Here is a 24,116-nt window from a genome sequence, read left to right on the forward strand (position 1 = left end):
GCGTTGTTCCTAACTGTTCCCGAAAATATCGTGGTACGCCGCTGCCAAGAGCAGGGGATCATGGACGGGGCGGCGCCTCGACGCCCCTACTCTACCCAACACCACTTCGGCGCCGATCATCGCTGCGGCCTTCTCAAAGGCCTTGCGATCCTGCACCGCCGCGGGATCCGCCAGGACGACATCCACAGTGAACTCGGGTGCATAGCGGCGCAGGACATCCAAGTGGTCCGCTGCCGTCATACCGGAGGTTTCCTTGGTTTCCACGTCCAGGTTCATGGTGAGGCAACGCTTGGCAGCGGTATCACCGAGGGCACGCCGAAGCTCGGGCAACAGCAAATGCGGCAGGACCGAGGTGTACCAGGACCCGGGACCCAGGATGACCCAATCAGCCAGCTCAATCGCGGTGAGTGCCTCAGTGCAGGCCGGGGCGGCTTCGGGCAGGAGCCTGACTTCTTCCAGTTTCCCCGCCACAGCACACTTCGCCTGCCCCCGGACCGTCCGCAGTTCATGGCCGCCACCCGGCAACTCCACCTGCGCCTTTCCCTCAATGGTGAGGGGGACGCTGGACATGGGCAGTACCTGTCCGCGGGCGCCCAGCAATGCTCCTGCCCACTTAAGACCGGCAACGGTGTCGCCCAAAAGTTCCCACAGCGTGACGATCAGCAGGTTGCCCATGGCGTGGTTGTCCAGTGAGCCCCCTTTCGCCGAACCGGCTTCGAAGCGGTGCTGCATGACATCGCGCCATGTCCGGCCCCAATCCGTGTCATCGCAAAGGGCGCTCAAGGCCATCCGCAGGTCGCCCGGCGGGAGGACGCCGTACTCGTCGCGGAGACGCCCGGAGCTGCCGCCGTCGTCCGCAACCGTGACGATTGCCGTCAGCTCGGAGGTGAGGAGACGAAGGGCAGACAGCGAAGCCGCCAGTCCGTGACCACCGCCCAAGGCGACCACGGAGGGGCTCTTCTTCTGCTGGCTGCCTGGAACGCCTTTGGGCGGTATGAGCGGCAGCGGGCCCGTCAGGACCCCCACTACTCGCGTCCCAGGTCGCGGTGGGTAGTGGTTACGGTGACGCGTGGGTACTGCGCCAGTCGCTTGGAAAGTTCCACGGTGACCGCAACCGAACGGTGCTTTCCGCCGGTGCACCCAACCGCCAACGTGGCGTAGTGCTTGTTCTCTTGGCGGTAGCCGTCCAGGACAGGCTCCAATGCCCGGACGTAACGGTCGACGAACTCCCGGACACCCTCCGCGCCCAGGACGTACTCGCTGACGTCCTCATCCAAACCGGTATGGGGCCGAAGCTGGGGAACCCAGTGCGGATTGGGGATAAAGCGTGCATCGGCTACGAAATTGGCGTCCACGGGGAGCCCGTACTTGAATCCAAAGCTCATGACGTTCAGGCGGAGCGTGACCGGCCCGGTATCGCTGAACAATTCCGTGATGGCCGTAGCCAAGCCATGGACGTTGAAGTCAGAGGTATCCAGAACAACGTCGGCGTGCTCACGAAGTTCCCGAAGGACCTCGCGCTCAATGCCGATGCCGTCGAGGATCCTTCCACCGCCCTGCAGCGGATGCGGGCGACGCCCCTGCTCGAAACGGCGGACCAGGACGTCGTCGTTGGCGTCCAGGAAAAGCACCCGGAAGGTGATGCCGCTTGCGCTCAATGCTCCCAAGGCGGTCTGGATGTCGGTAAAAAGGTCCTTGCTGCGAACGTCCACCACTACGGCCAGCTTGGGAATCGACTTTGGCGCATGCGACACAATTTCTGCCAGCGTGCCCAACATTTGCGGAGGAAGGTTGTCAACGACGTACCAGCCGTGATCCTCCAGGGCATCGGAGGCGGTGCTGCGTCCGGCACCCGACATGCCGGTTACCACCAGCAGCTCCGCCTCAGGCGGCTTGACGGGCGTCAGGCCGTCCTGCTCCGTGCCGGACCCTGCCGTAGCCTCATCCATCAGTTGTCCCCGTTTCGTCGGAAGTGGTCATTCGAAAGCTTGTGGTAGCCGCCTGTGCGGCATGGCACAGTGGCCGGTTTCGGGCGTCCGGCAGCACTCTTGCGCCGACCGGCCAAGTTCTTACCCTAGCTAAGATTCAAGGATTTCGCCGGTGGTCATGTTCACCGCAGGTGCCGTTTCACCGGTGTCCGCAGTAGAACCAAGGTGCTGGACGACCGCCGCGGCCAGCGCTGGGCCGATGCCCTTGGCAGAGGTGAGCTCCTCCACGGATGCGGCCTTGATCTTCTTGAGCGAGCCAAAGTGTGCCACCAAGGCCTTGCGTTTCGCCTCACCCAGGCCCGGGACGCCGTCCAGGACGGAAACTGTCATTGCCTTGCCGCGCTTCTGCCGGTGGAAGCTGATGGCAAAGCGGTGGGCCTCGTCACGGATCCGCTGCAAGAGGTACAACCCTTGCGACGTTCGGGGCAGGATTACAGGGAAGTCACTGTGAGGCAGCCAGACTTCTTCGAGCCGCTTGGCAAGACCCACAACGTAAACGTCATCAATGCCCAACTCTGCAAGGGCACGGGCCGCCGCATTGACCTGGGGCTGGCCTCCGTCCACCACCACCAGGTTGGGCGGGTAGGCGAACTTGGCCTTCGGAGAGGGCAAAGCAGGGTCCGACGGCGGCACGTCACTGCTGTTTTGGGCCGCGTTACTTTGTGCTCTGCTGCTTTGTGCACTGCTACGTGTCGGGTTGACGATTTCGCCGGAAACGATGGGGACCTGGGCGGCCTTGTCAGTGAGGTAATGCCGGAATCGACGGGTCAAGACGTCATGCATGGCCGCAGTATCGTCCGCTGCTGCTGCGCCCGTGATGGAAAACTTCCGGTAATCGGACTTCTTGGGCAGTCCGTCTTCCACCACCACCATGGAAGCCACCACGTTTGTTCCTTGGACGTGGGAAATGTCGAAGCACTCGATCCGCAGCAGGGGAACTGGAATCTCCAGAGCCTCCTGCAGTTCCTGGAGAGCAAGGGACCGGACAGTGATGTCTCCTGCACGGCGTGTCTTATGCAGCTTCAAAGCTTGCTCGGCATTCTCGCGCACAGTGGACATCAGGGCGGCCTTGTCACCGCGCTGTGGCACACGGACATCTACCCTGGCTCCGCGCAAGCCTCCCAGCCATTCCATGAGTTCAGCATGGTTACTGGGGTTCTCCGGAACCAGGACTTCACGTGGAATCCGACCCTGAACTTCACTGTCCTCACCGTAGACCTGCTGCAGCAAGTGTTCGATGAGTTCCGGCGTCGTAGCATCCTCTACTTTCTCCACCACCCAGCCGCGTTGACCGCGAACACGGCCGCCGCGCACGTGGAACACCTGTACGGAAGCTTCCAGTTCGTCCTCATGGAGCGCGAAGACGTCCGCGTCGGTATCCTCGGCGAGGACCACCGCGTTGCGTTCAAAGACCTTGCGGAGCGCGATGATGTCGTCCCTCAGCCCGGCCGCGCGTTCGTAGTCCAGCTCGGCTACGGCTGCAGCCATGTCTTTCTCCAGCCGACTGATGAAACGCTTGGCTTCGCCCCCCATGAAGGAACAGAAGTCTTCTGCGAGGCCACGGTGCTCATCTGGAGTGACCCGTCCGACACAGGGTGCCGAGCATTTATCGATATAGCCCAGAAGGCAGGGCCGACCGCTGGACTCGGCCCGCTTGAAGACGCCTGCGCTGCAGCTCCGCACAGGGAAGACCCTCAGGAGCGTGTCCATGGTTTCCCGGATGGCACCGGCGGTGTAGGGACCGAAGTATCTGGTGCCCTTCCTTCTTTCACCGCGCATGACCTGCACTCTGGGGTACTTCTCCCCCATGGTGACGGCGAGGTAGGGATAGGTCTTGTCATCCCGGAATACGACGTTGAACCGGGGCTTGAATTCCTTGATCCAGGTGTATTCCAACTGCAGCGATTCCAGCTCGCTCCCTACCACGGTCCATTCCACACTGCTGGCCGCGTGAACCATTGCATGGGTCTTAGGGAGAAGTCCTGCAGGATTCGCGAAGTACGAATTCAGGCGGGAACGGAGGTTCTTTGCCTTGCCCACATAGATGACCCGGCCATGCGGGTCGCGGAAACGATAGACGCCCGGCGTGGTGGGAATTTCACCTGTTTGGGGCCGGTAACTTGCTGGATCTGCCACGTTTCCAGTCTAGTGAACCGGAACGACACTCATTGCCACGGTGGCACGGTCACCAAAGCTTCAGTCGATCGTTTTGCTTTGGTTATAGCTGGTGGACCGCTCCTGCCCGCTGAGCAGGGCGATGGCATCCATGATCTTGTCGGTGACTTCGCGGCGGGCCGGGAGGGAATGGTCGGGGCCTGTCTTGTCAAAGTAGAGGGGTTCCCCCACCTTCATGGTGAAATGCTGAGGGCGAACGGCGTTCTTGTCCGCAGGCTGCAACTTCTCGGTGCCGATCAGCCCTACCGGGATCACCGGAGCGCCGGTGGTCAAGGCAAGCCACCCAACGCCCGTCCTGCCACGGTAGAGAATACCGTCACGGGACCGTGTGCCTTCCGGGTAGATGCCGATACCCTTCCCGGATTCCAGGATGTCCAGCAGGGTCTTGAGAGCTTGGACGCTGGCCGCCTGTTCACCACGTTCGACGGGAATGGAACCTACTGCCTCAAAGAACGACTTCATCACAGCGCCCTTGACGCCTTTAGTGGTGAAATATTCCGCCTTGGCAAAAAAGGCAACAGGGCGGGGCATGAGTGCCTGAACGATCACGCTGTCCAGGAAGGAGAGATGATTGGGGGCTACGATGAATGGCCCATCCTTCGGAACGTTCTCCAGCCCAATGACCGTAGGACGGCACGTGGAGGAAATCAGGCCACGGGTTGTCCAGCGGATCGCATCAAAGACTGCCATCGTTTTGTACCTCGCTCAGGGCTGCCGCGCGGACAGCGTCAAGTTCTTCAATTTTGGTGCGCAGCTCGAGGGCCGTATTTACCACGGCGACGGCTCCGGCGTCCTCAAGTTCACCGTCCGGCGCAAATCCCCAACTGACTCCGATGCAGTCCAATCCGTTGGCCAGAGCGCCCGCGACGTCCTGATGCCTGTCCCCCACCATGACGGCTGGTTGGGAGTGAAGATCATTCAACGCCGCGGCGACGATTTCAACTTTGCCGGACGCTGTGTTGGCCTTCAGGGATTCGTCATCCGCAGCCCCTCGGATGGAGATGAAGAAGTCAGCAATTCCATGGTGTTCCAGCACGAGGCGCGCAATTGACTGCGGCTTCTGGGTGGCCACCGCGACGGGCCGGCCAGTCTCCGCGAAGAATTCGAGGAGATCGAAGATTCCCGGGTACAGCTTGCTTTGGCCAATACCGGTTTCTTTGTAGTGGCCGCGGTATCGCTCAATGGTTTCATCCACCAATTCGCTGGGGACGTTCGCCAAATGGAGGAGGGAATCGCTCAGTTTGGGACCCACCATGGAATTCAGCACAGCTTGTTCGGGAACAGGGAGGTCCATTTCCCGGAGGGCGGCAGAAATGCCTCCCGTGATACCGCCGGCAGGATCGACAAGGGTGCCGTCCAGATCGAAAATTACGGGCACCGTTGTTTGAGTCACCGGGTTAGTTTCTCACGAGTAGCGGCATGCCTGAAACTCGCATGCCGCTACCGGAATACTTCGGAGGTCTCGAAGATATTCCTTCGAAAGCCTTCAGGGCGCCGGGAGTAACTAACCGAGAATCTCCGCCAGGAAGGTCGCAGTATGGCTTTCCGTGGATTTTGCCACCTGCTCCGGCGTCCCTGTGGCCACGATCTTCCCGCCGCCCGAACCGCCATTCGGGCCAAGGTCCACGATCCAGTCCGCAGACTTGATCACGTCCAGGTTGTGCTCAATGGTGATGACGGTATTGCCTTTGTCCACCAAGCCCTGAAGAACCATGAGCAGCTTGCGGATGTCCTCAAAGTGCAGGCCAGTGGTGGGCTCATCGAGGACGTAGATGCTGCGACCGTTGGAACGCTTCTGGAGCTCGGCAGCCAGCTTTACGCGCTGCGCCTCCCCACCGGACAAAGTGGTTGCCGGCTGGCCAAGCCTGACGTAACCAAGGCCCACGTCCACCAACGTGTTCAAATGCCGTGCGATCGGAGTGAAGGCAGCGAAGAATTCGGCACCTTCCTCGATGGGCATGTTGAGGACATCGGCAATGGTCTTGCCCTTGTAGTGGACTTCAAGGGTTTCCCGGTTGTATCTGGCGCCGTGGCAGACTTCGCAAGGGACATAAACGTCCGGCAGGAAGTTCATCTCGATCTTCAACGTACCGTCACCTGAACAGGCCTCGCAGCGCCCTCCCTTGACGTTGAACGAGAATCGTCCCGGCTGGTATCCACGTACCTTGGCTTCGGTGGTCTCAGCGAAGAGTTTGCGGATGTTGTCAAAGACGCCGGTGTAAGTGGCCGGGTTGGACCGTGGTGTACGGCCGATAGGGCTTTGATCGACGTGGACCACCTTGTCCAGGTGCTCCAGTCCAGCCACCGTGCGGTGCCGTCCTGCAACCTGCTTGGCGCCGTTGAGTTTGTTGGCGAGGACCTTGTACAGGATCTCGTTCACCAAGGTGGATTTGCCGGAACCACTGACGCCGGTTACCGCTGTGAAAAGGCCCAGGGGGAACGTGGCGTCTACGTTGTTGAGATTGTTTTCCTTGGCGCCCACAACCTTGAGTTCACGCTTCTTGTCGTACTTTCGGCGCTTGGCGGGGATATCAATCTTGCGGCGTCCCGACAAGTAGGCGCCCGTCAGCGAATCCGGGTTCTCCAGAAGTTCCTTGTAGGTACCGGAGTGCACCACCTGGCCGCCGTGTTCGCCGGCACCTGGTCCGATGTCAACCACCCAGTCGGCTTCATGGATAGTGTCTTCGTCATGTTCCACCACGATCAGGGTGTTACCGAGATCCCGGAGTCGGGTGAGCGTCTCGATCAATCGCCGGTTGTCACGCTGGTGCAAGCCAATGGATGGCTCATCCAAGACGTAGAGGACACCCACCAGGCCTGAACCGATTTGGGTGGCAAGCCGGATGCGTTGGGCCTCGCCGCCGGACAAGGTACCCGAGGGTCGCTCAAGGTTGAGGTATTCCAAACCGACGTCCAGGAGGAAGGTCAGGCGGGCCTGGATTTCCTTCAGCACCTGGTTGGCAATCTGGGCTTCCCTGTTGGTCAGGGTAAGGCTTCCCAGGAATTCCGCGCATTCACGCATCGGCAGGGCAGCGACCTCGGCGATCGACTTCCCGTTGATGAGCACCGACAGCGACGCCGGGTTGAGGCGCGCACCGTTGCACTCGGGGCAGGGTATCTGCCGCATGTATTCTTCGTACCGGTCGCGCGCCCAGTCGGAATCCGTTTCACCATGCTTGCGGTGGACGTACTGGATGGCACCTTCAAAGCCAGTGCTGTACTTGCGCTCACGACCAAAGCGGTTCTTGTACTGGACAACAACCTTGTGATCCTTGCCGTGAAGCACAGTATTGCGAACGTCCTTGGGCAGCTTCTCCCACGAAGTCTTCATGGAGAAGCCCAGTTCGTGCGCCAAGCCCTCCAGGAGTCGGTTCCAATACTCCGTTGTCGCTGTGCCGAGGGCCCAAGGAGCAATGGCCCCCTCACCCAGGGAGAGCTCCGGATTGGGAACGATGAGCTCTTCGTCCACTTCCAACCGCGTTCCGATGCCACTGCAGGCAGAGCAGGCACCGAAAGGGTTGTTAAAGGAGAATGAGCGCGGTTCAATTTCGTCAATGGCCAACGGGTGCTCGTTGGGGCACGCCAGGTTCTCCGAGAAGGCGCGGATACGCTCAGGATCCTCAGCATCGAGGTCCACGAACTCCACCAGCACGCGGCCTTCTGCAAGGCCCAGGGCTGTCTCCACGGAATCAGTAAGACGCTGGCTGATCTCGTCCTTGACCACCAGACGATCCACCACAACCTCAATAGTGTGCTTGAACTGTTTGCCAAGCTTGGGAGGATCGCTCAGCTGGACAAGTTCGCCGTCCACACGGGCGCGAGAATAGCCCTTCGCGGTCAGCTCCTTGAAGAGATCCACAAACTCACCCTTGCGGCCTCGTACCACAGGGGCCAGGACCTGGAACCGTGTGCCCGGATCCAGTTCCAGGAGCTGATCCACGATCTGTTGAGGCGTCTGGCGGGCGATGGGCTCGCCACAAACAGGGCAGTGTGGCCGGCCTACGCGCGCCCACAGCAAACGCATGTAGTCGTAAATCTCGGTGATGGTGCCCACCGTGGAACGCGGATTCTTGCTGGTGGACTTCTGGTCGATGGAGACCGCAGGAGACAAGCCCTCGATGAAATCGACATCAGGCTTATCCACCTGCCCAAGGAATTGACGCGCGTACGCGGACAACGACTCCACGTAGCGACGCTGGCCCTCTGCGAAGATCGTGTCAAAAGCCAGGGACGACTTGCCGGAACCGGAGAGTCCCGTGAACACGATCATGGCGTCACGGGGGAGATCGAGATCCACGTTCCGCAAATTGTGTTCCCGGGCACCCTTGACCACCAAACGGGAAAGATCCGGCTTGGCGGGTTTGGTATCGGGAAGGACGGAGACGCCGTTCAAGGCATCCATGGCGGTATCTTCAGCTAAGGCTTTGGGCACCTACCAATGCTAATCGAAAACTTCTTCGAATTTCCATGTCGTGCCTCACATGCTACTGATCGGTATCAATCGGCGTCATAGGCCGCAGCAAGAAGCTGCACTGCCTCAGCGAATGAAGCTCCTTGGGCCTTGGCAGCGGCGGCATATTCTGCGGCAACCCCGGCTAGTGCTCCCCAACGATCATCCCGTGCACAGACCACAGTGCCGTTGCGCCCACGCGTTGCAACTACCCCTGCTGCTTCCAATTCCTTGTACGCGCGGGCCACGGTGTGCGGAGCGACATCCAGTACCCCGGCCAGATTGCGGACAGGAGGAAGCTTGGAGCCAACGGCAAGGATTCCGGCATCCACCAGTTCAATGATGCGCAATCTCAATTGTTCAAAGAGCGCAACGGCGCTGCTGGTGTTGGGGCGCCAGCTGCCCGGAAAATCCCCGGTGGGAGTCACGGGGCAATCCGGCCTGGCGCCGGCTCCACACTGGGCATCTGTTGTTCGAAGCGTCCTTGGTCCATGCCGAGAATTAGACCAGCGACGCCCGCCAGGGACAAGCCGTCACGGCAGAGGCAACTGAATGCTACGTACGTGGAAGCGTCCTGCCGGATCATGCGGCCTTTTGGGCTACGGCGAAAATGCGACGGAACGGGAAGACCGTTCCGTGGATCGTTGAAGGGTAGGCCTCACGCAGCAAGGCCGAGTATTCCGCTTCAAATTCAGATGCCTCCGCGGGAGTCAATGCTGCCAATATTGGACGAAGTCCAGTGCCCCGGACCCATTCGAGCACGGGGTCCTCCCCTTGCAGAACCTGCTGGTAGGTGGTCTCCCAAGCGTCTGCTGCACATCCGGCGTCGAGCATGATGCCCAGGTAGTCCGCGGGGCTGGCCACAGCGCCGTCGTGCCGAAGAACGCCGCCCAGCCGTGTAGACCACCTTGGAGATTCGGCCAGTTCCCGCATGAGGGTGTGGGAGGGGGACGTGAAGTTTCCCGGTACCTGCATGGCAAACCACGCCCCCGGTTTGAGGGCGCGAAGCCAACCGGCCATCATCTCCTGGTGCCCGGGAACCCATTGGAGAACGGCGTTCGTGACCACCACGTCGGTATCGGCATCGGGAGCCCACTGCGCGATATCGCCCAGCTGGAAGGTCAGCCGGCTGGACTGTTCGTGGGGGGACTGTTCCCGGAGGGACTGCGCTTTGAGGAGCATTTCCTCAGAGGAGTCGAGACCCACAACCCTGGCATCCGGCCAGCGATCAACCAGCGTAGCGGTCAGGTTCCCGGGGCCGCAGCCGAGATCGATGACTTTCCTTGGTTCGTCAGCCCGGACCCTTGTGACAAGGTCATGGAATGGTCGGTCACGATGGTTGCCGAATTCCACATACTTGGATGGATCCCACTTCACAAAAGCCTCCTCGCGTCTGCCATGCTTCCTGGGGCGAGCCTAAACTGTCCGGGCACTAAGCTGGAAACCAATGAAACTTCTTGAGCAGCTCCCCGGTTCCACGGCCACCGGTCCTTTGGACCCGGACGAAATCTACACCCGGTTCGTGGAGTGGACTGAGAGCCGTGGATTGCAGCTATACCCGGCGCAGGACGAAGCGATCATGGAGCTTGCCTCCGGTGCCAACGTCATCCTGGCCACGCCCACGGGCTCCGGTAAGTCCCTGGTAGCAATCGCTGCACACTTCGAGGCCATGGCACGCGGCCAGCGGAGCTACTACACCGCCCCCATCAAGGCCTTGGTCTCGGAAAAGTTCTTTGCACTCTGCGAAATCTTCGGTGCCGAAAACGTTGGCATGATCACCGGTGATTCCGGTGTGAACCAGGATGCTCCCATCATCTGCTGCACGGCGGAAATCCTGGCCAACATCGCCCTCCGCGAAGGCTCCGCCGCAGAGCTCGGCTCCGTGATCATGGACGAGTTCCACTTTTACTCCGACCCGCAGCGCGGTTGGGCATGGCAGGTGCCACTCCTGGAACTCCCCCAGGCCCAGTTCCTCCTGATGTCCGCCACACTGGGCGACGTCTCCCGATTCGAAACCGGTTTGACTGAGTTGACTGGCCGGACCACCACAACTGTCAGCTCTGCGGAACGTCCCATTCCGCTGCATTACTACTACCACCTCACCCCGGTTCACGAAACCCTGGAAGAACTGCTCTCCACCAAGCAGGTTCCCGTCTATGTGGTGCATTTCAGCCAGGCGGAAGCGATCGAGCGCGCCCAGAACCTCATGAGCATCAACATGTGCAGCCGTGCCGAAAAGGACCGCATTGCCGAGTTGATTGCGGGATTCAGGTTTGCCGCCGGCTTCGGAAAAACGCTTAACAGGCTGGTCCGGCATGGCATCGGGGTCCACCACGCCGGTATGTTGCCAAAGTACCGCCGCCTGGTGGAACAGCTCGCCCAAGCCGGCCTCCTCAAGGTAATCTGCGGAACCGATACTTTGGGTGTGGGCATCAACGTGCCTATCCGGACAGTGTTGTTGACCGCTCTCAGCAAGTACGACGGCGTACGCACCAGATCGCTTAACTCGCGTGAGTTCCACCAGATTGCCGGCCGTGCAGGCCGTGCCGGGTACGACACCGCCGGTACCGTGGTGGTTCAGGCTCCTGACCACGTGGTGGAGAACACAAAAGCCATGGCCAAAGCCAGCGCCAAATTTGGCGATGACCAGAAGAAACTGCGCCAAGTAGTCAAGAAAAAGCCGCCGGAAGGATTCGTTTCCTGGGGTGAGCCGACGTTCAAGCGCCTTGTGGAGTCCGTACCCGAGCCCTTGACTTCAAGTTTCACTGTCACCCACGCGATGCTGTTGAACCTGATGGAACGGCCGGGCGATCCCTTCCAGGCAACCCGGCGACTACTCAGTGAGAACCATGAGAGCCGCCCGGCACAGCTCAAGTTGATGAAGAAGGCCTTGGGAATCTACAGGGAACTGCTTGCCGCGGGGGTGGTGGAACGCATCCCGGAGGATGAGCAGGAGGCTGAAGGGCGCTCAGTCCGGCTGACTGTGCACCTGCAGGCAAACTTTGCCCTTAACCAGCCGCTGTCCCCCTTCGCGCTTGCTGCCTTGGAGCTCCTTGACCCTGAGTCTCCCTCCTACGCCTTGGATGTTGTCTCCGTCATTGAGTCCACGCTCGAGAAGCCGCGCCAAATTCTCTCTGCCCAGCAGAAGAAAGCGCGGGGCGAGGCTGTTGCCGCCATGAAGGCTGACGGTATCGAGTATGACCAGCGCATGGCCATGCTGGACGAAGTTACCTATCCCATGCCACTGGCGGAGATTCTTGGCGAGGCCTTCGAGGTCTACCGGAAGGCGGCCCCCTGGGTAGGCGACTTCGAGCTCGCTCCGAAATCGATTATTCGGGACATGTATGAGCGTGCCATGAACTTTGGCGAGTTCGTGCAGTTCTATGGCTTGGCCCGATCGGAGGGCATAGTCCTGCGTTACCTGGCGGATGGCTTCCGCGCGCTCAGGCAGACTGTTCCCCAGGATTCGCTCCGTGAGGACCTTGAAGATCTCATCGCGTGGTTGGGCGAGCTGGTACGCCAAGTGGACTCGAGCCTGTTGGATGAGTGGGAAGAGCTGACGTCCGGGCTTGCCCCAACGCCCCATGACGCTCCCCCGCCCCCGCCGCCGCTACTCACCACGAACATCCGGGCCTTCCGGGTGATGGTCCGGAACGAGATGTTCCGAAGGGTAGAACTTTTCGCGGACGAGGACTCCGCGGCGTTGGGCGAACTCGACACCGAGGCCGGTTGGGACGCTGAGCGGTGGGAAGAAGTCCTGGACGACTACTTCGACGAACATGACGATATCGGCACCGGTCCTGATGCGCGGGGTCCCGGGTTGCTCATCATTACCGAGCAACCCGGGACCTGGAAGGTCCGGCAGATCTTCGATGACCCTGCGGGCAACCACGATTGGGGAATTTCTGCTGAAGTGGACTTGGCAGCGTCCGATGAAACCGGAACTGCCGTGGTCCGGGTGACAGACGTTAGCAGGCTCTAGGTCCGGATGCGATGAAATCCGGCGCCGTGGAATCAGTCCCGGATCTGACCGCAGGCTTGCGCGAGGTGGAAGCCTTACGGGGGGAACGGCGGGCGGCCTGCACTGGTTCGCGTCGATGGTGGGGTGGCGGCCTGGACGTCGAGGGTTTGGCACTTGGTTCAGTTCAAGCCGCCGGTACAGCGCTGAACGCGCTGACCGGCCACCCAGGCAGATACTCGATTGACTCAGGGCTGACTGCCGCGTCTTTCGATTCACTGGGGCACCTTCGCGTTGAGGGGCGGGTACCCCAAGGCTTCGCTCCCATGTCAGGTTTCCGGCGCACTGCGGACGGCTGGATCCGCCTGCACGCCAACTACCCTCATCACGCAGCACGGCTGATGGAGGCGTTGTCGGCCACGGTGCCGCAGGACGTTGACCGCGCCTTGTTGTCAATGACGTCCTTGGAGGCCGAGACTGTGATCGCGGCTCACAAGGGGGTGGCTGCCGCTGTCCGGAGCCGCGAGGAATGGGTTGCATCGCCGATGCATGCCGCGGCAATCTTCGGTCCGTGGATCAGCCTCTCGCGTTCTGATATCCAGTCCGTGGGCTCGGATTCCACGTCATGGGTGCCGGCGGAGAATCCGTTCCAGCCATTGGATGGGTTGAAAGTGCTCGACCTGACACGCGTCATCGCCGGCCCCACTGCCACGCGCCTACTGGGGGCACTGGGCGCGGACGTCCTCCGCATCGACCCGCCTGTTCTTCCGGAGCTGATCGACGCGTTTATTGACGCAGGGTTCGACAAGCGCAGCGCCGAAGCTGATTTCCGGAAGGACCAAGACCTGGAAGCTGCGCATGCTCTTGTCGCCTCAGCAGATGTGGTGGTTACCGGGTACCGGGACGGGGGCTTGGATAACTTCGGATTGAGCCAGGACGCGCTGCTGGCTGCCAGGCCTGGGCTGGTGGTTGTCACGCTGACCGCATGGGGCAGCAGCGGGCCGTGGAAGGGAAGGCGGGGCTTTGACAGCCTCGTCCAGGCAGCCTGCGGAATCGCTGAGCGATATGGACAGCATCACGACGAGGAGTGGACACCTGGTGCGCTTCCCGTTCAAGCACTGGACCACGCCACCGGATACGGACTCGCGGCGGCAGTGCTGGCCTTACTGGCCGAGCGAATAAGGACTGGAGCCGGTGGAGCAGCGAAACTCTCCTTGGCACGGACCGCCGAGGAACTCTTCGCCCTCCCTTCCGGCCACCAAGGCAGCCCGGTGAGCCCTCTCCATGAGCCGGAGTACCTTGAAGCGGACAGCCCCTACGGCGAGCTCAGGTTCGTGGGGCCGCCCCTTTTGGTAGAGGGCGCGCCGCTCACGTACCGGCAATCGCCTGTACGTTATGGAACGTCTACGCTCGCCTGGCGGTAGAAGGCCGGCAAGCCCCTAGTAAGCTCGAATGCATGAGTGTAATCCGCCCCGCCACCGTTGACGACGTTCCCGCCATCCTGCGTATGATCCACGACCTCGCGATCTACGAAAAGGAACCGGACGCAGTTAAGAACACCCCGGCCATGCTCACCGAAGTACTCTTTGGCGAGAACCCTCGGGTATACGCCACCATTGCCGAAAACGGCGCCGGCACAGTTCAAGGCTTCGCGCTCTGGTTCCTGAACTACTCCACATGGGAAGGCGTCCACGGCATCTACCTTGAGGACCTCTACGTAGTGCCGGATGCCCGTGGCGAGGGCCACGGGAAAGCGCTCCTGCAATATCTGGCCGCCACCGCCGTCGAACGCGGATACGCCCGGGTGGAATGGAGCGTCCTGAACTGGAACGAACCCTCCATCAATTTCTACAAGAACCTTGGTGCTTTCCCGATGGAGGAATGGTCAACGTTCAGGCTGACAGGCAACGCACTCCAGGCCTTCGGAGCGAACGTCAGTGAGGCGAAAGAGGCGCTGACCCGTGGCTGAACCATACGTAGCTGACGAGCGGGCCGCCACCGGCAGGCACATCATCCAAGCCCGCCACGAATTCCGTGGGCTACGGACGGCCGAGCACTACTTCACTGTTCCCTTGACGCATCAGGCCGAGGTACCCGACGAGACGATCACGGTCTTCGCCCGGGAGTACTCCTCCACTGACCATTCGGCGGACGAAGCCGCCAAGCTGCCGTGGCTCTTGTTCCTCCAAGGAGGGCCCGGCGGCCGGGGCAATCGTGTAACCTCACTGTCCGGCTGGATGAAAGCGGCAGCCAAGGACTTCCGCATCCTCATGCTCGATCAACGTGGCACCGGATTGTCCACCCCGATTGAGCGACAGTCATTGGAGCTCCGGGGTGACGCTGCCGCGCAGGCAGAGTACCTGACCCACTTCCGTGCCGATTCCATCGTGGCCGATGCCGAGTACATCCGGGGTGTCCTGGGCTCCGGACCGTGGTCAGTGCTGGGACAGAGCTTCGGCGGGTTCTGTGCCCTGACGTACCTGTCCTTCGCGCCGGAGGGGCTGCGCGAAGTGCTCATCACGGGCGGTCTGGCACCGCTCCACGGTTCAGCCGAGCGCGTGTATCAAGCAACGTTCCGTCGGGTTGCCTCCAGGAACGCCGAGTATTTCTCGTGGTACCCGGAGGACCGGAAAAAGGTCACGCGCATTGCCCGTCATCTGGAGCAACACCCTGAATTCCTTGCCAGTGGCGAACGGCTAACGCCGGAGCGTTTCCAAATGGTGGGCTCCTTCCTGGGCGGTAACACCCGGGTTGACGCGCTTCACTATCTTTTGGAGGACGCGTTCATCGCCACGCCCTCCGGGGAGCGGTTGTCCGAATCATTCCTTGAACAAGTACGGGGACTGGTGAGCCGGGCGGCCAATCCGCTCTACGCAATCCTGCACGAATCAATCTACGGTCAGGGAGAGGCAACCAACTGGGCCGCCTGGCGCGTTCTGGAGGACTACCCTGAGTTCAAGCCAGAAGCTGAAGAACCTCTGCTCACTGGCGAAATGGTGTATCCGTGGTACTTCGAACAGGATCCCGCGCTGATTTCCTTACGCGATGTGGCTGAAATACTTGCCTCCCGGAAAGATTGGAAACCGTTGTATGACCCCACCCGGTTGGCGTCAAACACGGTCCCCGTCGCCGCCGCCGTGTACAAGGACGACATCTACGTGGACCACGATCTTTCGCTTGAGACCGCGGCTGCGGTGCGCGGTCTTCAAACCTGGGTCACGTCGGATTTCCACCATGACGGCATCGGCGAAGACGGTGAGGGTATCTTTGGGAGACTCTTCGGTATGGTCCGCGCCAACCGTTAGGTGGACGAGCCATCGGGGCGGCCGCCTATCGAGGTGGTCGCCCTCTGTCGTTTTGCCGTGATGGCCGTCAGGGCGAGCACGCCTGCGGCGAGAAGGCTGGAAGCGATGTTGAGCCCTTGGTAGCCGATCCACGCAAGAAGCAGGCCGGAGGTTGCACCTCCGAGCGCTCCGGCGGCACCCATCAGCGTGTCGGAGACACCCTGAACCGTGACCCGTTGGTCAGGCACGACACTCTCGGCCAAGAGCGTTGATCCAGCAATTGTTGCCGCCGACCAGCCCAGGCCCAGGAGAATCAACCCTGCGGTCACCAACACAGGCTCCTGCTGGCCGAATCCAGCGATGAACACCGCCACCAGGAGAAGTCCATGGCCCATGGCTATGGTCTGAAATCGGCCCGCCTTGTCCGTTAGCCAACCCCAGAGCGGCGATAAGGCGAACATTCCGGCGATGTGTAGAGAAATCGTGAGCCCGATAACCACCAGTGCATCCGTGCTGTCTGTGGTTCCATGGTGTCCCTCATGGGATCCGCCCACGAGCTGTTGAAGATGCAGCGGGGTCATGGACATGACCGCCACCATGACGCCGTGGGCAGCTACGACGGCTGCCAGGGCCAGTATCGCCTCTGGTGATGATCGGACGGCTCGAAGACCGGACCGGATGGTTCCCCGGGCAGGCTGAGGTCCCGGCTCGCCCTTAGCGTCAGCCTGACGGGCCAACCGGCGGGACAGCAGCAGAGGGTCAGGCCGTAGTCCCGCGAACAGTAGGCCGGCCGCCAGAAGCAATCCGACGGCGGAGAACACAAAGGGGCCTGCGATGGGCGGCAGGCCAAGTGCCGCACCTACGATAGCTCCTGGCTGAATCAGGTTGGGCCCTGCCACAGCCCCGATGGTGATAGCCCAGACCACGGTGGACAATGATCGTCCGCGGTGCTCCGGTTCGGCGAGGTCGACGGCGGCGAAACGAGCCTGCAGGTTCGCGGCTGTGCCAAGGCCCAGAAAGGCTGCGCCAAGCAAAAGCAGCACGAACGACTCGCTCATGACTGCGGCAATGATGAGCAAGGCACCCGCCATCGCAGCTACCAGGCCGGTGACGAGTCCCACGCGCCGGCCGCGTGACTCAGCCAACCTTGCCAGCGGCAGGGCTGCAATTGCTGCAGCCAATGTCAGGACGGTGGTGATGGAGCCAGCCCAGGCTTCGGAACCTGATAAGTCCACGGCCAGCAGGGACCCGATGGAAAGGGTCGCTCCATTGCCAACGCCGCTGAGCAGCTGTGCGGAACTGAGCAGGAAAACACTACGGCGCTGAACCCGTTGTGGGTCCAGCGCCGTAGTTGAAGTGGTAGTCACTTCACGAGACTACAACCTTTGAAGGTCAGTTACTCTGCCTCGCTCATGCTCTTTTTGGCATCTGCCTCGAGTCGGGCATCCAGCTTGGCCTGCCGTGCTTGCGGGCTCATCAGGCTGGCTACGACAGCAACGATGATGGTACCGACGATGACCGCCAACGACACATACGTGGGGATCTCAGGAGCCCACTCGATGTGGTGTCCGCCATTGATGAACGGAAGTTCGTTCACGTGCATGGCGTGGAGGACAAGCTTGACCCCGATGAAGGCCAGGATGACGGACAGGGCGTGCTTCAGGTACACCAGGCGTGTCATGAGTCCGCCGAGGAGGAAGTACAGCTGGCGCAAGCCCATCAAGGCGAAGATGTTGGCAGTGAAGACGATGAACGCGCTTTGGGTCAGGCCGAAGATCGCGGGGATGGAGTCCACGGCGAACAGGAGGTCCGTCAGGCCGATGGTGATAAAGACGATCAGCATGGGCGTGAAGACCTTCTTGCCGTCAACGACGGTGCGGATCTTGTTGCCGTCGAACTTTTCGGACATCGGCAGGACCTTGCGGAGGCGTGCGATGAGCGGGTTCTCGGCGCCTTCTTCTTCATCTTCGCCGGAATCCCGGGCCTGCTTCCAGGCGGTCCAGAGGAGGAACGCGCCGAAGATGTAGAAGACCCAGCTGAACTGCTCAATGACCACTGCGCCCAAGGCGATGAAGATACCGCGAAGGATGAGCGCGATGATGATGCCCACCATCAGCACTTCCTGCTGGTACTTACGAGGCACCGAGAAGCGGGCCATGATGATGATGAACACAAAGAGGTTGTCGATGCTCAGGCTGTACTCAGTGACCCAGCCTGCGACAAATTGGCCACCGTATTCGGGGCCCGCAAAGAAGAACATTGCAACTGCAAAGAGCAGGGCAAGCGCGACGTAGAAGCCGACCCACAGGCCGGCTTCCTTCATGGAAGGTTCGTGGGGACGCTTGACGACCAACAGGAGGTCGATCAGCAGGATGATTCCGAGAACGACAAAGGAGCCGATCTCAAACCAGACGGGAAGCTGCATTAAAGGTGCCTTTCGCAGGGTACGGGAAAGCGGTGTAAGTCTCTCCGGCCTGCCAGGGTGCGGTGAATGCAAATTTTGGCGGCCCGCTAGATCCGGCGAGGCATCTGTGCCTTGCGTGCTGACGGACGTAGCGCTTGGGATACTCCCCTACGTGACCTCAACCTTACCTTAGGCGTGCCCGGCGGACTGCATCTGGCGTAATTCGCGCTTCAACTCCTTGACTTCATCACGGATGCGGGCAGCGACTTCGAACTGCAGTTCAGCAGCCGCCCCGTGCATCTGTTCCGTCAGTTGCTCGATGAGGCCCACAAGGTCTTCAGCGGGAGCTGCGGCAAGGCCATCCTGCCGAACCGTGGCGGCACCCTTTGCAGCCGATTTGCTGCGCTTCCCACCCTTGGCCAGCCGGTTGTTGTTGAGCAGTTCCTGGGTGTCTGCGTCTTCCTTGGCCAGCTGATCAGTGATGTCGGCAATTTTCTTGCGCAACGGCTGGGGGTCTATGCCGTGGTCCGTGTTGTATTGCACCTGGATGGCGCGGCGGCGGTTAGTTTCCTCAATGGCGTGGGCCATGGAGTCGGTGATCCTGTCCGCGTACATATGTACCTGACCCGAAACGTTACGGGCGGCACGTCCGATGGTCTGGATCAGGGAGGTGGAGGAACGCAGGAAACCTTCCTTGTCGGCATCCAGAATGCTGACGAGGGAAACCTCGGGAAGATCCAAACCTTCGCGGAGCAGGTTGATGCCCACCAGGACGTCGAAGACACCCATCCGGAGCTCGCGTAGCAGTTCCACTCGACGCAGGGTGTCGACGTCGGAGTGAAGATATTCCACTTTGACTCCGTGACCCACGAGGTAGTCCGTGAGGTCTTCGGCCATGCGCTTGGTCAACGTGGTGACCAGGACGCGTTCATTCTTTTCGGTTCGGGTCCTGATTTCACCGAGCAGGTCATCGATCTGACCCTTGGTGGGCTTGACTACAACCTCGGGGTCGATGAGGCCGGTGGGACGAATGATCTGCTGCACATAGCCATCGGCTTTGCCGAGCTCGTACTTACCCGGGGTGGCGGACAGGTACACGGTCTGGCCGATGCGCTCCAGGAACTCATCCCATTTCAGGGGCCGGTTGTCCATGGCCGAAGGCAGGCGGAAACCGAAGTCGACGAGGTTGCGCTTACGGGACATATCGCCCTCGTACATGGCACCGATCTGCGGAATGGTGACATGGGATTCATCAACCACCAGCAGGAAGTCATCAGGGAAGTAATCGATCAGACAGTGTGGTGCCGTTCCGGGCTCGCGGCCATCAATATGCACGGAGTAGTTCTCAATGCCGTTGCAGAAACCCATTTGCTGCATCATTTCAAGGTCGTACGTTGTGCGCATCCGGAGTCTCTGGGCTTCCACGAGCTTGTTCTGGCCCTCGAGGACCTTTAATCGATCAGCAAGTTCGTCCTCGATCCGCTTGATGGCACGGGCCATGCGCTCTGGACCCGCCACATAGTGCGAAGCCGGGAACACGTACATCTCTTCCTCGTCCCGGAGAACCTCACCGGTGAGGGGATGGAGTGTCTGGATGTTCTCGATTTCATCACCGAAGAACTCGATCCGAATTGCGAGTTCCTCGTACATAGGGATGATCTCCACGGTATCGCCACGGACCCGGAAGGTGCCCCGATGGAAGTCCATGTCATTGCGTGCGTACTGCATGGAGACGAACTTCCGGAGGAGGTGGTCGCGGTTCATTTCTGCGCCCTTGCGGAGCGTAACCATGCCGGCGATGTACTCTTCAGGCGTACCCAGGCCGTAGATGCAGGACACCGTGGCCACCACGATGACGTCGCGGCGGGTCAGCAGGGCGTTGGTGGCAGAGTGCCGAAGCCTTTCGACTTCCTCGTTGATGGAGGAGTCTTTCTCGATGAAGGTGTCCGTCTGCGCTACGTAGGCCTCTGGCTGGTAGTAGTCGTAGTAGGAGACAAAGTACTCGACGGCGTTGTTGGGCAGCAGCTCCCGGAATTCATTGGCCAGCTGGGCGGCCAGGGTCTTGTTCTGGACCATCACCAGGGTGGGTCGCTGGACCTGTTCGATGAGCCATGCCGTGGTGGCGCTCTTGCCCGTACCAGTGGCGCCGAGGAGGACAACGTCTTTTTCGCCGTTGTTGATTCGTTCGGTCAGTTCTGCGATGGCAGTGGGCTGGTCACCGGCGGGTTTGAATTCACTGATCACTTCGAAAGGCGCGACGACACGGTTGATTTCCTGGGCAAGGCTCATGAAACCAATCTACCCCCGCCCTAGGACAGCTACTGTCCGCGTTTGCCTTCAGCTGAAGACATATACGACGGCGGCATCCAGCCTGTGCGCTCGGCCCAGGCATTCATGAGGGGCCACGCAACCTCTGTGAACCACGGCTCCTTTGCGTCAGCGTAGTCCCCCGTGCCGTGATCCGCCGCGTGCGCGACCGCCAGTTCCTGTTTGTGCGCCTGATACAGCGCCACGGCAGACGGTTCTGCCCGCAGCCAGTCGCGGAAAAGCAGCGCGTAGCGCCATCCGGGCGAGCCGGCCACCCGGACGTGAAGATTCACGGGCCGACCCGGATCCGCGTTGGCATGGAATCTTTTCTGCCACTGTGCGGGATCGGGGTGAGAGGGTTTTGGGGTGTCCTGATTGGCCCGCGGCACGGCGGGGAAACCGGCAGCGGCGAGGAGAGGCGCAATCCGGTCCGCCATCCCGAGATCGGCCACAGCGAGTTGGAGGTCGATCACGTCCTTTGCCACCAGTCCAGGTACCGATGTGGAGCCGATGTGGTCCACTGCAAGGACCTCGTGGGGAGCTGCGGCGATGATGCGTTCAGCCAGCCGCTCCGCCTGCGCAGCCCACTCCACCTTCGACGCGCTCATGACGGGGCCCTTTTCACGGGAGGCCCTGTTGCCCCGGCTGAGGTTCTCCGCGAAAGGCACCAGCCGGTGTTCCCACAAAGAATCCACCGCGGTGAGCAACTGCTCCCGGGTTGCGGAGTTATCCAGGACAACGTCGGCAGCGGCGTTGCGTTCTTCGCGCGTGGCCTGTGAGGCCATACGGGCCAGGGCGTCATCCCTGGACATCCCCCGAAAGTCCACCATGCGTTTGATGCGCACGTCATCCGGGGCCTCTACCACCACCACCAAGTGGAAATTGCTGCCCTGCCCGGTTTCGACAAGCAGCGGAATGTCCTGGACCACGATGTCGCCCGGGCCGGCATCTGACATGATCGCCGCGGCGGCCTCCCGAACCAGCGGGTGAACAATGCCATTGAGCACTTCGCGCTGAGCGGGATCCTGAAACACGATAGTGCCGAGCTTGGGCCGATTCAGCTTGCCCTGTGAGTCGAGAATTCCAGGGCCGAAAGCTTCCACGACACGGGCCAGGCCGGGAGTTCCAGGCTCCACCACCTCCCGCGCAAGGACGTCTGCGTCCACAAGGAGGGCACCCAGTTCCTGCAACTTGGATGCCACCAATGATTTCCCAGAGGCGATGCCGCCCGTCAGCCCGATCTTCAGCACCCTTCAACACTAGACTGAAGCGGTGGAAAATGAGGATGACAGCCGCGCGACAACGTACACGACGCTCGCAGTGGGTTCGGATTTCCGCCACGAACTGGAGATCCGGCGGTCCCGCTTCATCACCGTTCTTCGTCGCTCGCCCGACGAGGAAACGGCCCGCGCCCTGGTTAGTGACCTTCGGCGTGAATTCCACGACGCCCGACACCACTGCTCAGCCTTCGTCATAGGTCCTGATCGGATGATTCAACGGTCCAGCGACGACGGCGAACCGTCGGGCACGGCAGGCATTCCCATGCTGGAGGCCCTGATCAAACGCGAGACCGCGCCGGGGGCGACGGACCTCAGCGACGTCAGTGCCGTCGTCGTGCGCTATTTCGGCGGGATCCTCCTGGGAGCGGGCGGCCTGGTCCGGGCGTACTCCGAATCTGTGTCTGCTGCCTTGGATCTCGCTCCGTTGGTCCAGCGGCGAAGGCTGCGCCTGTGCGCTATCGACGTCCCGCATGCCGAGGCCGGGCGTTTGGAGAACGAACTTCGCAGCGCCGGGTATGTTATGGCGGAAACCGGATACGAACCCCGGCACACCGTACTTCGGGTGGCTTTGCCGGATGATGCCGCGGCCATCTCGGCGGCCCACTCACGGCTGGCTTCGCTGACGGCGGGCAACTTGGAGTTAAGGACGCAGGGTACCGAATGGGTTGACGTCCCGAACTGAACATGGACGGCTTCGCGGACTAATGCAAAAGGACCCCTGCCCGAAGGCAGGGGTCCTTTTGTTGGCTATTCAGCACATCCCGTGAGGGAGGCGGAATTAGTTGCCGGTCAGCTTCTCACGCAGTGCGGCGAGTGCTTCGTCAGACGCCAGGGTACCAGCGTTGGACTCGGCAGCAGCCGGCTCCGAGGAGTAGCTGGTGGTGCCGGAATCGCTCTCACCGGACGTTGCAGCAGCAGCGTCGTCAGCAGCGTGCTGGGCAACCTGCTTCTTGTGGGCTTCCCAACGGGTCTGGGCGTCAGCGTACTGCTGCTCCCAAGCGGCGCGCTGGGTCTCGTAGCCTTCGAGCCATTCGTTCGACTCGGGGTCGAAGCCCTCAGGGTACTTGTAGTTGCCCTCTTCGTCGTACTCAGCGGCCATGCCGTACAGAGCGGGATCGAACTCGGTGCTGTCAGCGTCAACGCCCTCGTTAGCCTGCTTGAGGGAGAGGGAGATGCGGCGACGCTCGAGGTCGATGTCGATGACCTTGACGAACAGTTCGTCGCCAACGGAGACAACCTGCTCTGCGAGCTCCACGTGGCGGACAGCCAGCTCGGAGATGTGCACGAGGCCTTCGATGCCGTCTTCGACACGAACGAACGCACCGAACGGAACGAGCTTGGTGACCTTACCCGGAACAACCTGGCCGAGGGCGTGGGTGCGGGCGAAGGTCTGCCACGGATCTTCCTGCGTAGCCTTGAGCGACAGGGAGACACGCTCGCGGTCCAGATCCACTTCGAGGACCTCGACGGTGACTTCCTGGCCAACCTCGACAACCTCGGACGGGTGGTCGATGTGCTTCCAGGACAGTTCGGAAACGTGAACGAGGCCGTCTACGCCGCCCAGGTCCACGAATGCACCGAAGTTGACGATGGAGGAAACGACGCCCGGACGAACCTGGCCCTTTTCCAGCTTGTTGAGGAACGTGGAGCGAACCTCGGACTGGGTCTGCTCGAGCCAGGCACGGCGGGACAGCACAACGTTGTTGCGGTTCTTGTCCAGCTCGATGATCTTGGCTTCGATCTGCTGACCGATGTACGGAGCGAGGTCGCGGACACGACGCATCTCCACGAGCGATGCGGGCAGGAAGCCGCGCAGGCCGATGTCCAGGATGAGGCCACCCTTGACAACCTCGATGACGGTACCGGTAACGACGCCGTCTTCTTCCTTGACCTTCTCGATGTCGCCCCAGGCACGCTCGTACTGAGCACGCTTCTTGGAGAGGATCAGACGGCCTTCTTTGTCTTCCTTGGTGAGAACCAAAGCTTCGACCTGATCGCCAACGGCGACGACGTCACCGGGATCAACATCGTGCTTGATGGAAAGCTCGCGGGAAGGGATGACACCTTCGGTCTTGTAACCGATGTCGAGCAGAACTTCGTCGCGGTCGACCTTGACGACGGTACCTTCGACGAGGTCTCCGTCGTTGAAGTACTTGATGGTGGCGTCGACAGCTGCGAGGAAGTCCTCAGCGGTACCGATGTCGTTAATGGCGACTACGGGGGTACCGGGCTTCTCGGTGGAGGTGATGGTCATGTAGTAGGGGCTCCGT

At 61.1% G+C, this 24,116-nt stretch carries 18 protein-coding genes; 5 read left to right on the forward strand and 13 right to left on the reverse strand.

The features are described 5' to 3' along the window. Positions 1-9: 9 nt before the first annotated feature. The 8 genes from M1D89_RS13160 to M1D89_RS13195 form a co-directional block, all read right to left on the reverse strand. On the reverse strand, positions 10-1,026 hold the full coding sequence (locus tag M1D89_RS13160) for a gluconeogenesis factor YvcK family protein (protein ID WP_017198460.1): 1,017 nt from the start codon (positions 1,024-1,026) through the stop codon (positions 10-12). After that, entirely contained in the window at positions 1,026-1,949 is a 924-nt protein-coding gene (gene rapZ / locus M1D89_RS13165; protein WP_498644040.1) for an RNase adapter RapZ, read from the reverse strand. The genes M1D89_RS13160 and rapZ overlap by 1 nt, the downstream gene beginning before the upstream one ends. Before the next feature lie 129 nt (positions 1,950-2,078). After that, a complete protein-coding gene (uvrC, locus tag M1D89_RS13170) occupies positions 2,079-4,124 on the reverse strand; it encodes an excinuclease ABC subunit UvrC (protein ID WP_498644042.1) in 2,046 nt (681 codons plus the stop codon). 60 nt (positions 4,125-4,184) lie between these two features. Next, positions 4,185-4,853, reverse strand: coding sequence for a lysophospholipid acyltransferase family protein (locus M1D89_RS13175; protein ID WP_498644044.1), 669 nt, complete (start codon positions 4,851-4,853; stop codon positions 4,185-4,187). After that, the gene (locus M1D89_RS13180) at positions 4,840-5,556 is read right to left on the reverse strand and encodes an HAD hydrolase-like protein (protein ID WP_498644046.1); all 717 of its coding nucleotides are present in this window, start codon (positions 5,554-5,556) and stop codon (positions 4,840-4,842) included. The genes M1D89_RS13175 and M1D89_RS13180 overlap by 14 nt, the downstream gene beginning before the upstream one ends. A 111-nt stretch (positions 5,557-5,667) precedes the next feature. Beyond that, entirely contained in the window at positions 5,668-8,595 is a 2,928-nt protein-coding gene (gene uvrA / locus M1D89_RS13185; RefSeq protein ID WP_498644048.1) for an excinuclease ABC subunit UvrA, read from the reverse strand. 65 nt (positions 8,596-8,660) lie between these two features. Beyond that, the gene (locus tag M1D89_RS13190; protein WP_498644050.1) at positions 8,661-9,041 is read right to left on the reverse strand and encodes a GntR family transcriptional regulator; all 381 of its coding nucleotides are present in this window, start codon (positions 9,039-9,041) and stop codon (positions 8,661-8,663) included. Between the two features lie 154 nt (positions 9,042-9,195). Further along, on the reverse strand, positions 9,196-9,990 hold the full coding sequence (locus M1D89_RS13195; RefSeq protein ID WP_498644052.1) for a trans-aconitate 2-methyltransferase: 795 nt from the start codon (positions 9,988-9,990) through the stop codon (positions 9,196-9,198). Positions 9,991-10,060: 70 nt separating this feature from the next. On the opposite strand from M1D89_RS13195, the gene M1D89_RS13200 reads away from it, so the two are divergent. From M1D89_RS13200 to M1D89_RS13215, 4 genes are read left to right on the forward strand one after another with little or no spacing between them, the layout of a single operon-like run. Then, on the forward strand, positions 10,061-12,595 hold the full coding sequence (locus tag M1D89_RS13200; protein WP_498644054.1) for a DEAD/DEAH box helicase: 2,535 nt from the start codon (positions 10,061-10,063) through the stop codon (positions 12,593-12,595). Between the two features lie 11 nt (positions 12,596-12,606). Further along, positions 12,607-13,995 (forward strand): CoA transferase, encoded by a 1,389-nt coding sequence (locus tag M1D89_RS13205; protein WP_498644055.1) that lies wholly within the window; start codon positions 12,607-12,609, stop codon positions 13,993-13,995. A 32-nt stretch (positions 13,996-14,027) separates the two neighbouring features. Continuing rightward, positions 14,028-14,540: a GNAT family N-acetyltransferase gene (locus M1D89_RS13210; RefSeq protein WP_498644057.1), complete on the forward strand. Its 513-nt coding sequence runs from the start codon at positions 14,028-14,030 to the stop codon at positions 14,538-14,540. Beyond that, positions 14,533-15,876 carry an alpha/beta fold hydrolase gene (locus tag M1D89_RS13215; RefSeq protein ID WP_498644059.1) on the forward strand — a complete coding sequence of 448 codons (1,344 nt, stop codon included), beginning with the start codon at positions 14,533-14,535 and terminating at the stop codon, positions 15,874-15,876. Before M1D89_RS13210 ends, M1D89_RS13215 begins: the two co-directional genes overlap by 8 nt. Here the strand turns inward: M1D89_RS13215 and M1D89_RS13220 are convergent. The 4 genes from M1D89_RS13220 to coaE all read right to left on the reverse strand — a co-directional run bounded on the left by M1D89_RS13220 (position 15,873) and on the right by coaE (position 21,816). Further along, positions 15,873-17,222 (reverse strand): MFS transporter, encoded by a 1,350-nt coding sequence (locus M1D89_RS13220; protein ID WP_498644061.1) that lies wholly within the window; start codon positions 17,220-17,222, stop codon positions 15,873-15,875. The genes M1D89_RS13215 and M1D89_RS13220 overlap by 4 nt on opposite strands. Before the next feature lie 29 nt (positions 17,223-17,251). After that, a complete protein-coding gene (locus tag M1D89_RS13225; RefSeq protein WP_402932577.1) occupies positions 17,252-18,280 on the reverse strand; it encodes a TerC family protein in 1,029 nt (342 codons plus the stop codon). A gap of 168 nt (positions 18,281-18,448) precedes the next feature. After that, a complete protein-coding gene (uvrB, locus tag M1D89_RS13230; protein WP_498644064.1) occupies positions 18,449-20,548 on the reverse strand; it encodes an excinuclease ABC subunit UvrB in 2,100 nt (699 codons plus the stop codon). 29 nt (positions 20,549-20,577) lie between these two features. Beyond that, positions 20,578-21,816, reverse strand: coding sequence for a dephospho-CoA kinase (coaE, locus tag M1D89_RS13235; RefSeq protein WP_498644066.1), 1,239 nt, complete (start codon positions 21,814-21,816; stop codon positions 20,578-20,580). A 22-nt stretch (positions 21,817-21,838) separates the two neighbouring features. Between coaE and M1D89_RS13240 the strand changes: the two genes are divergently transcribed. After that, a complete protein-coding gene (locus tag M1D89_RS13240; RefSeq protein WP_498644068.1) occupies positions 21,839-22,528 on the forward strand; it encodes an IMPACT family protein in 690 nt (229 codons plus the stop codon). A gap of 96 nt (positions 22,529-22,624) precedes the next feature. Here the strand turns inward: M1D89_RS13240 and rpsA are convergent, their stop codons facing one another. Next, positions 22,625-24,100, reverse strand: coding sequence for a 30S ribosomal protein S1 (gene rpsA / locus M1D89_RS13245; RefSeq protein ID WP_011774756.1), 1,476 nt, complete (start codon positions 24,098-24,100; stop codon positions 22,625-22,627). Between the last annotated feature and the right edge of the window lie 16 nt (positions 24,101-24,116).

The sequence above is a fragment of the Arthrobacter sp. D3-18 genome (assembly GCF_054408525.1).